Source organism: Streptomyces sp. NPDC006655, from assembly GCF_040703965.1.
Taxonomy (GTDB): domain Bacteria; phylum Actinomycetota; class Actinomycetes; order Streptomycetales; family Streptomycetaceae; genus Streptomyces.
This window is the reverse complement of record NZ_JBEYJU010000192.1, coordinates 1-7,138: the sequence shown is the minus strand read 5'-3', so window position 1 is coordinate 7,138 and position 7,138 is coordinate 1. Positions and strand designations below refer to the sequence as shown.

7 protein-coding genes and 2 pseudogenes are annotated in these 7,138 nt (G+C 68.5%); 5 read left to right on the top strand and 4 right to left on the bottom strand.

Features of this window, described 5'->3' with window-relative positions:
• Positions 1-91 precede the first annotated feature (91 nt).
• Positions 92-877: a hypothetical protein gene (locus AB0958_RS44010; RefSeq protein WP_366896101.1), complete on the bottom strand. Its 786-nt coding sequence runs from the start codon at positions 875-877 to the stop codon at positions 92-94.
• A 150-nt stretch (positions 878-1,027) separates the two neighbouring features.
• On the opposite strand from AB0958_RS44010, the gene AB0958_RS44005 reads away from it, so the two are divergent.
• The 3 genes from AB0958_RS44005 (at position 1,028) to AB0958_RS43995 (ending at position 3,387) form a co-directional block, all read left to right on the top strand.
• Complete coding sequence (locus tag AB0958_RS44005) at positions 1,028-1,819, top strand: ABC transporter ATP-binding protein (RefSeq protein WP_366896100.1); 792 nt, start codon at positions 1,028-1,030, stop codon at positions 1,817-1,819.
• A 61-nt stretch (positions 1,820-1,880) separates the two neighbouring features.
• On the top strand, positions 1,881-2,312 hold the full coding sequence (locus AB0958_RS44000) for an NfeD family protein (protein ID WP_358980827.1): 432 nt from the start codon (positions 1,881-1,883) through the stop codon (positions 2,310-2,312).
• Between the two features lie 130 nt (positions 2,313-2,442).
• Positions 2,443-3,387 (top strand): SPFH domain-containing protein, encoded by a 945-nt coding sequence (locus tag AB0958_RS43995; RefSeq protein WP_365713985.1) that lies wholly within the window; start codon positions 2,443-2,445, stop codon positions 3,385-3,387.
• A gap of 107 nt (positions 3,388-3,494) precedes the next feature.
• Here the strand turns inward: AB0958_RS43995 and AB0958_RS43990 are convergent, their stop codons facing one another.
• The 3 genes from AB0958_RS43990 to AB0958_RS43980 form a co-directional block, all read right to left on the bottom strand.
• A complete protein-coding gene (locus tag AB0958_RS43990) occupies positions 3,495-4,004 on the bottom strand; it encodes an HNH endonuclease (RefSeq protein ID WP_360528921.1) in 510 nt (169 codons plus the stop codon).
• A gap of 167 nt (positions 4,005-4,171) precedes the next feature.
• Positions 4,172-4,711, bottom strand: a complete 540-nt coding sequence (locus AB0958_RS43985) for a YbhB/YbcL family Raf kinase inhibitor-like protein (RefSeq protein ID WP_366896099.1) — start codon at positions 4,709-4,711, stop codon at positions 4,172-4,174.
• Positions 4,712-4,773: 62 nt separating this feature from the next.
• The gene (locus AB0958_RS43980; RefSeq protein ID WP_366896098.1) at positions 4,774-5,556 is read right to left on the bottom strand and encodes a sporulation protein; all 783 of its coding nucleotides are present in this window, start codon (positions 5,554-5,556) and stop codon (positions 4,774-4,776) included.
• A 136-nt stretch (positions 5,557-5,692) separates the two neighbouring features.
• On the opposite strand from AB0958_RS43980, the pseudogene AB0958_RS43975 reads away from it, so the two are divergent.
• Together AB0958_RS43975 and AB0958_RS43970 are read left to right on the top strand one after the other, a co-directional pair.
• Positions 5,693-6,426 (top strand): annotated as a pseudogene (locus AB0958_RS43975) (DNA-3-methyladenine glycosylase).
• A gap of 13 nt (positions 6,427-6,439) precedes the next feature.
• Positions 6,440-6,781: pseudogene (locus AB0958_RS43970) on the top strand (DNA-3-methyladenine glycosylase); the annotation flags it as partial.
• Positions 6,782-7,138 lie beyond the last annotated feature (357 nt).

The following is a 7,138-nucleotide window of genomic DNA, read 5'->3' as shown; positions in this document are numbered from 1 at the left end:
ACCGGCACCTGCACCACCTGCCACCGCCCCCTGCCCAGAACATCCACCACCAGCCCAAACCTGAGAGCCAGAGCAACCTAACGGAGTCCTACTAGCGCCCCCGCTCACGCTCCTCCAGCACGGAGTCGTACGCCGCGACCAGAGCCCGCCGGGCCGTCCGCTCCACCGGCCGCAGCGCGGCTTGGCGCGCCGCCATCTCCGAGGCGCTCGCCGCGCCCCCGTGCCCGTTCTCGTACGCCAGCGAGACCAGCAGCCCCACCCGCTGCGCCAGCTCCAGCACCCGCACGGCCCGCGGCGGATACCCCGGCGCCAGCACCTCCCGGCCACGCTCCGCACGCGCCCGGTACGCGTCGATCGCCGCCTCCGCCACCGGCCCCGACCCGGCGACGTCCAGCTTCGACAGCACCTCGGTCGCGTCCCGCAGCGCCTCCGCCAGCTCCCGCTCCGCCTCACCGAGCGACGGCACGTCGGCCGGCGGCGCCTCCCGCACCGGCAGTACCTGCCAGACCACCTCGACATGCACATCACCGGCGGGCCCGGCCTCGTGCACCTCGGGCACCAGGCCGAACGCGGCACCGTGACAGATCACCGCCTCCTCCGCCTCCAGCGCCCGCGCGTTGAACTCCGGCGGCCCGCTCAGCCCCAGCGGATGCCCAGGCGCCGGCAGCGCCACCCGCAACGCGGTCACCCCGAGCGTCCGCAGCCGCCCCAGCGCGAGGGTGAGCCCGACCGGAGCGGACTCACCGGGCAGTCCCTCAACCCGGTGCACCGCGTCCTCGCCGACGATGGCGAGTACGGCGTCATCCGGGGAGACAAGTCCGGCCAAAAGGGCATTTCCCCAAGCGGCGAGGCGTCCTGCGCGCGGTTCCGAGAGCATGCCCCCACCCTAAGGACCGGACCGATGGAATGGAGCGCCGCACGCGTGGCGTAGATTTCATAAGGGCTGCGCCCACCGGCGCCGCCGCCCGAGCCACAGGCGTACGCGACAGCCGAGACCGGCCACACTGCAAGGGGAGACAACGCGCTCATGAGCGATGTTCTGGAGCTTCAGGACGTATCCGTGGTCCGTGAGGGCCGGGCTCTGGTGGACCAGGTCTCCTGGTCGGTCAAGGAGGGCGAGCGCTGGGTCATCCTCGGTCCCAACGGCGCCGGCAAGACCACCCTCCTGAACATCGCCTCCAGCTACCTCTTCCCCAGCAAGGGCACCGCCACCGTCCTCGGCGACACCCTCGGCCGCGTCGACGTCTTCGACCTGCGCCCGCGCATCGGCATGGCCGGCATCGCGATGGCCGAGAAGCTCCCCAAGCGCCAGACCGTCCTGGAGACCGTCCTCACCGCCGCCTACGGCATGACCGCCCACTGGCAGGAGGAGTACGACGAGGTCGACGAGCAGCGCGCCCGCGCCTTCCTCGACCGCCTCGGCATGACCGACTACGTCGACCGGAAGTTCGGCACCCTCTCCGAGGGCGAGCGCAAGCGCACCCTCATCGCCCGCGCCCTGATGACCGACCCCGAACTGCTTCTCCTCGACGAGCCCGCCGCCGGCCTCGACCTCGGTGGCCGCGAGGACCTGGTCCGCCGCCTCGGCCGGCTCGCCCGCGACCCGATCGCCCCCTCCATGATCATGGTCACCCACCACGTCGAGGAGATCGCCCCCGGCTTCACCCACGTCCTGATGATCCGTCAGGGCAAGCTCCTCGCCGCCGGCCCGCTGGAACTCGAACTCACCTCCCGCAACCTCTCCCGCTGCTTCGGCCTCCCGCTCGTCGTCGAACAGCTCGGCGACCGCTGGACCGCCCGCGGACTTCCGCTGTCCTGACGGGCGTTGACGCGGCAAAGCACCCTGTCCGGGTGGGCACCCCCGGCCCTACCATGACAATGTGAACAACATCGACGCGTGGGTGTGGTGGCTCGTCGTCGCGGCCGCACTCGGCATCCCGCTCGTGGTGACCGCGATGCCGGAGTTCGGCATGTTCGCGGTCGGCGCCGTCGCCGCCGCAGGCACCGCCGGACTCGGCGCGGGCGTCGTGCTCCAGGTACTCGTCTTCGTCGTCGTCTCCGTCGCCCTCATCGCCGTCGTACGGCCCATCGCGAACCGGCACGCCCTCCAGCGCCCCGGACTCGCCACCGGCGTCGACGCGTTGAAGGGCAGACAAGCCGTCGTCCTCGAACGCGTCGACGGCGCGGACGGACGGATCAAGCTCGCAGGCGAGATCTGGTCGGCCCGCTCCCTCCACCCGGACCGCGCCTACGAAGTGGGTCAGGAAGTGGACGTCGTGGAGATCGAGGGGGCCACGGCGATTGTCATCTGACCTCGAAAGACTCAACTGAACAGAAGAGTCCCCGAGTTGTGCGTGCGTCTGTCAGACTCGTCCAGCAAGATCTTCAACAGCCATAAGATCTGCCGAAGCGCCGAGGCGGAGAAGGGTACGGGGAGCGACGATGGAACCGGTCATCATCGTCCTGGTCATTCTGGTGGTGTTGGTCTTCATCGCCTTGATCAAGACGATCCAAGTCATCCCGCAGGCGAGCGCCGCCATCGTGGAGCGCTTCGGCCGCTACACGCGGACGCTGAACGCCGGACTCAACATCGTGGTCCCGTTCATAGACACCATCCGCAACCGCATCGACCTGCGTGAACAGGTCGTACCGTTCCCGCCGCAGCCGGTGATCACCCAGGACAACCTGGTCGTGAACATCGACACGGTCATCTACTACCAGGTCACCGACGCCCGCGCGGCCACCTACGAGGTCGCCAGCTACATCCAGGCCATCGAGCAGCTGACCGTCACCACGCTCCGCAACATCATCGGCGGCATGGACCTGGAGCGCACCCTGACGTCCCGCGAGGAGATCAACGCGGCCCTGCGCGGTGTCCTCGACGAGGCCACCGGCAAGTGGGGCATCCGCGTCAACCGCGTCGAACTCAAGGCGATCGAACCGCCGACCTCCATCCAGGACTCGATGGAGAAGCAGATGCGCGCCGACCGTGACAAGCGCGCCGCGATCCTCACCGCGGAAGGCACCCGCCAGGCAGCCATCCTCACCGCCGAGGGCGAGAAGCAGTCCCAGATCCTGCGCGCGGAAGGTGAGGCCAAGGCGGCGGCCCTGCGCGCGGAGGGGGAGGCCCAGGCGGTCCGCACCGTCTTCGAGGCGATCCACGCCGGCGACCCGGACCAGAAGCTCCTCTCCTACCAGTACCTCCAGATGCTCCCGAAGATCGCCGAAGGCGACGCCAACAAGCTCTGGATCGTCCCCAGCGAGATCGGCGACGCCCTCAAGGGCCTGTCGGGCGCGATGGGCAACTTCGGCCCCCTGGGCGGAGGTTCGAACGGCGGCGGCAACATCCCGGCCCAGGAACGCCGCGAAAAGCCGAACATCGACTAGGGCACCTGAAAACAGGCATTCCCCGCGCCCACGAAAGGGGCGCGGGGAACTGCGCGACAAGCCACGAACAACCTGTACTCGCGCGACAAGCTCAGCCAAGCAGGCGACTAGGCGGCCACATCCCCCGCCAACCACTCAGGCAGCGCCGCGTAGTCCTCGGCCCCCAACGCGAGCAGCATCGCATCCTGCGGCGAAGGCTCGAACGGCTTGCGCAGCAACGGCATCCCCGCCTGCTCCGGCGTCCGGTCCGCCTTGCGATGATTGTCCTCCGCGCACGACGCCACCGTGTTCAGCCACGAGTCGCCCCCACCCTGCGCCCGCGGCACCACATGGTCCACGGTCGTCGCCCGGCGCCCGCAGTACGCGCATCTGTGCCGGTCCCTGATCAGCACCCCCCGCCGCGACCAGGGCGCCTGTCTCCGGAACGGCACCCGTACGTACCGGCAGAGCCTGATCACCCGCGGCGCGGGTATGTCCACGTCCGCACCGCGCATACGCAGTTCGGGGTGGGCCTGCTCGACGACGGCCTTGTCCTGGAGCACCAGGACGACGGCGCGATTCAAGGTCACCGTAGACAGCGGCTCGAAGCTCGCGTTCAGAACCAGCGTGTCACGCATCCAGCCCACCTCCCATGTGCACCGTGCCCACCCCCGGCGGGCTTGGATCAACTCTGGACGGGCGCGCCGAGATGGACAACGCAATAAAAACTGCCCGCCTCTGATCACTTCCAAGACCAGAGGCGGGCAAACGTTCCATGAACGCTCGACTGATTTCGCGAGCCGGGTCAGTCCTCGGCGGGGACCTCGTACTCGCCGATCAGCTGCGCCCGCGCGATCGCGTGGAAGCGCAGGTTGAACCCGACGACAGCAGGGGACACGTCGGCATCCGGACCCAGCTTCTCCTGGTCCACCGCGTACACCGTGAAGACGTACCGGTGCGGTCCGTCCCCGGGCGGCGGCGCGGCACCGCCGAAGTCCTTCGACCCGTAGTCGTTGCGGACGTGCACCGCGCCCTCGGGCAGCCCCTCGAACTTGCCGCTGCCGGCACCCGCGGGCAGCTCGGTCACCGAGGCCGGGATGTCGAACACGGTCCAGTGCCAGAAACCGCTGCCCGTCGGCGCGTCCGGGTCGTAACAGGTCACGGCGAAGCTCTTGGTCCCGGCCGGGAAGCCCTCCCACCGCAGCTGCGGCGAGGTGTTGCCCTTCGCGTAGACCTGAGCGTCCTTGAGCGTCGCCCCTTCCTCGACGTCCGTGCTCGTCACCGTGAACGACGGGACGGGCGGGTGGAAGTCATGGGGGAGAGGCCGCCGCTTCAGCTCGGTCACCTCGGTACCTCCTGATCGATACGGTCGATGCTGATCGATGACGGAATCCGTGGTTCCCGAGCCTAGAACCAGTTGCGCTTGCTGCCGACCTCGGACAGCCACTGGTTGAGATAAGCCGCCCAGTCGGTCCCGTGGAAGTCGTTCAGACCCACCTGGAACGACCTGAAGGTGTCGCTGCCCTCGCTGAACAGCCCTGGCTTCTTGTCCATTTCGAGGACGACGTCCATGGCGTACGCGTCCGCCACGAAGCTCAGCTCCACCTGGTTCAGACCCCGGTACTGCGACGGCGGGTAGAACTCGACCTCCTGGTAGAAGGGGAGCGTCTGCCGCGTCCCCCGGATGTGCCCCTTCTCCAGGTCCGCGTTCTTGAACCGGAAGCCCAGCCGGATGAAGGCGTCCAGGATGGCCTGCTGCGCCGGAAGCGGATGCACGTCGATCGGGTCCAGGTCGCCCGAGTCGACCGCCCGCGCGATCTCCAGCTCGGTCGTCACCCCGATGTGCATCCCGCGCAGGGCCTGCCCGTCGATCATCGTGACGGGTGTCTCCCAAGGAATCTCCAGCCCGAACGGCACCGCGTGCACCGCACCCGCCTGAAGCTCGAAGGCGCCACCGAGCCGCACCTTGCCGAAGTCGATGTCCTGCTTGAACTCCTCGTCGCCGTGCTCCACCTCGACCCGGGCCCGCAGACCCACGGACAGCCCCTGGATCTCCTGGTTCACCGACCCGCCCTGGATCCGCACCTCGCCCTGGACCACGCCACCCGGTACGACGTTGCTCTCCGTGAGCACCGTCTCGACGGACGCCCCGCCGGCCCCCAGGCTCGCGAGCAGCTTCTTGAAGCCCATGACTCTCCCTTTACGTACGGACCTTTGACCCCTACAAACGCGATCGGGCCACGCCCGGTTCCGGCCCACACCCTGGCAAGCAGACGATTCCTTGACCACCCCTTGGCGTCCGCGGCCTGGACTAGGCTCGGACGCCATGATCACGCCCCCGGACCGTATGCCACTCCGCAGGAGCTTCTTCGACCGCCCCGTCCCGGACGTCGCCACCGACCTCCTCGGCCGCACCCTCGTCCGTGGCCGCACGTCAAGGCGGTCAGCATGAACGTCGACGTCCTCGCCCATCCTGCCGAAGAGGTCGCCCCCAGGCTGCTCGGAACCATCCTCACCTGCGAGACCCCCGAGGGGACCGTGAGCATCGCCATCACGGAGACCGAGGCCTACTCCGGTACGGCCGACCCGGCTTCCCATGCCTACCGGGGCCGGACACCCCGTAACGCCGTCATGTTCGGACCCGCAGGACACCTGTACGTCTACCGGTCCCACGGCCTCCACTGGTGCGCCAACGTCGTCACCGGGACGGACGGCATCGCCTCCGCTGTCCTCATCCGGGCAGGCAGGGTCATCGAGGGGGAAGACCTGGCCCGCACGCGGCGAGGGGAGAAGGTCGAGAGCCCACGCCTTGCGCGAGGTCCGGGGAACTTCTGCCAGGCACTCGGCATCACGGCAGAACACAACGGCGCGAACCTCCTGACAGGCGGCTCGGTCGTGCTGTCCGAGGGCGAGTCGGTACCTACCGGACTCATCCAGGCCGGTCCTCGGGTAGGCGTGAGCCAGGCCCACGACTGGCAACACAGGTTCTACCTCGCCGGTGATCCGACGGTCTCGGCATATCGCCTGAGCCCGCGCGCCAAGCCGTCCACCGGAGCCTGAGCCGCTGTACGCCTTGCTCACGGCCTGCGAGGTCGTCGAAGGCGTCGAGCTCGCGCGCAAACGTCGACTCTCGGCCCGGTACAGCAGGGAACTGGCCAAACGACCGGCCCGTCTGGCCACCGCCCTGGACGTCACCCGTGCCCTGGACGGCACGGACGCGTGCGCCTCCGGAGAGACACCACTGCGGGTGCCGACCGGCACTCCCGTCCCCTCCGACCAGGTACGGAACGGTCCCCGTACGGGAGTCGCCGGCGTGGGAGGCGACGGAGAGGTCCACCCCTGGCGCTTCTGGGGCGTCAACGTCGCGACGGTCGGCCCCTATCGGGCCCATGTGCCCCGGCGCCGCTCAAGTTGACGCGTCCCTGGGAGGTGCGTAATGTAGCCCGAGCCGCTTGACCCGGGTACGGCAATCGCCAGCAGCCGGAAGTGGCCACCCACTACCTACGACTTCCCCTGACGGGGGCGAATTCTGCATGCCTGCATGTCTGAATTCGAACCCGCGGAACTCGATTATGAGTCCCGGCGGGAATCGGCTAACGTAGTGAATGTCGAAAGGCCGAACGGCGAGAGCCGGAAAGCCCCAGACAAACCCCGCTGACTGGGAATCAGGACCGAACGGATCTGATAGAGTCGGAACCGCCGGAAAGGGAAACGCGAGAGCGGGAACCTGGAAAGCACCGAGGAAATCGGATCGGAAAAAGATCTGATAGAG

What these genes read in the sequence shown, in the direction of transcription:
- AB0958_RS44010 (WP_366896101.1), bottom strand. Translation starts at nt 877, where the DNA reads ATGCTCTCGGAACCGCGCGCAGGACGCCTCGCCGCTTGGGGAAATGCC.
- AB0958_RS44005 (WP_366896100.1), top strand. Translation starts at nt 1,028, where the DNA reads ATGAGCGATGTTCTGGAGCTTCAGGACGTATCCGTGGTCCGTGAGGGC.
- AB0958_RS43995 (WP_365713985.1), top strand. Translation starts at nt 2,443, where the DNA reads ATGGAACCGGTCATCATCGTCCTGGTCATTCTGGTGGTGTTGGTCTTC.
- AB0958_RS43990 (WP_360528921.1), bottom strand. Translation starts at nt 4,004, where the DNA reads ATGCGTGACACGCTGGTTCTGAACGCGAGCTTCGAGCCGCTGTCTACG.
- AB0958_RS43980 (WP_366896098.1), bottom strand. Translation starts at nt 5,556, where the DNA reads ATGGGCTTCAAGAAGCTGCTCGCGAGCCTGGGGGCCGGCGGGGCGTCC.